We start from the raw sequence: 1,513 nt of genomic DNA, 5'->3' as shown, positions 1-1,513 counted from the left end.
CATATTCTCCGCGGTAAAGAGTCAAGCCTATATCATCGGCAGCCACAGCAGTACCGGCCTCATTGACTACATAGTCACCCGATCCTATCGGTGAACCATACATATAGGATACGGTTTGTGCCTTTGCGATCCCGTGTCGGGCACGGGAACGGGATAGCTCATTTATTTCTATATTTTCACCTGCCGCGAACCCCGCCTATCAACAGAAAACGGCTTTCCATTCACCGATATTGCGGTCTTCTTTGTTGAAGTCGGCGCCGACTTTGACTAACTGGCGGCTATCGACTGTGTAAGGGATCAGATAGCCTTTGTCGTCGATCTGTTGGAGGGCTTTGTCTACCGAACCGTCCAATTTGAATTCGAATACGTAGATATAATCAGTTGTCTTTACCACTGCATCCGCACGCCCTCGGGCACTGCGAACTTCGGCTTCTATATATTGCCCCAACAGTTTGAAGACCAGATAGAAGATTATCTGGTAATGCTGTTCGGTCCGGTCGTTCAGTTCATAGGGAATGTCTGCAAAGAAAGCACGCAGCCGTTCCATAAATGCATCGACATCACCGGCACGCAACTCATCCCAAAACTTACCGATATAAAACGGAGCATTCGCTTCCGATAAAGACGTATAATACGGTGTGATAAAGTTTAACCATCCATATTCCACTTCGGCATTCGGATAATCGAGTATGAAGAAATTCTTTATAGGATCATATCCCTTAATCGTCAGGTATCCACTCTGATAAATGATCGGCACCGGGTTATGGAAGTCTGCCCGGTAGTCGGTCAGTGCGGCTGCCGGCACTTCTATGCCGTCCAGCTGGCGCAGATCGTAGTCTGTCTTTTTCAGCATATCGACCAGCATCGTAGGGGTTCCTGTTGCGAACCAGTAACTGCTGAAACGTTCTTGAACCAGTGCATTCAGTACGCTAAAAGGATTATAGATACCGTCCGCCAGGAATTCCGAGAAATGGTATCCGTCATAACGTTTCGTCATTTCATTTACTGTTTGTTCGTATGTCAGCTTGTTCCTGGCGGCAAGGGCAGCCAGCTCGGGTTGAAAGTCGCGTTCGATTTCTACCTTTGTCATACCGCAAATCGTTGCGTAAGCAGGAGCCATACTGATATCCATCAGTTGGTTCAGATTACTGAAAATACCCAGTTGCGAGAACTTTGTCACTCCGGTGATAAATACAAAACGCAGGTAGCGGTCAGCATCTTTCAGGACGGTGTAAAAGCCGGTCAGCATTTCGCGGTAAACGTTGTGCAGGTCATCATTAAATAATGTACGTAACAGAGGTTTATCGTATTCGTCGATCAGGACGACTACCTTCTCCCCTGTTTTCTCACAGGCTTGTTGGATGATTTGCATGAAACGTTCTTCATAACCTAACTCTTCATCTGTTTTACCGAATAGTTTTTCCCATTGAATAAAATGACCTTCCAGTATTTGTTCCAAACTCTCTTTCGTTTCGTAGAATTTCGCATTGAGACTCAGATGAAGCACCGGATA

Annotated in this window: 1 protein-coding gene; it reads right to left on the bottom strand. The window is 46.2% G+C overall.

The features are described 5' to 3' along the window. Positions 1-199: 199 nt before the first annotated feature. Positions 200-1,513: AAA family ATPase (locus DWW91_RS26415; protein WP_122329333.1), on the bottom strand; the 1,314-nt coding region annotated here is incomplete at its 5' end.

The organism is Parabacteroides sp. AF17-3, assembly GCF_003635445.1.
In the GTDB taxonomy this organism is placed as follows: Bacteria; Bacteroidota; Bacteroidia; order Bacteroidales; family Tannerellaceae; genus Parabacteroides; species Parabacteroides goldsteinii.
This window is presented reverse-complemented; position numbering and strand designations above follow the sequence as displayed.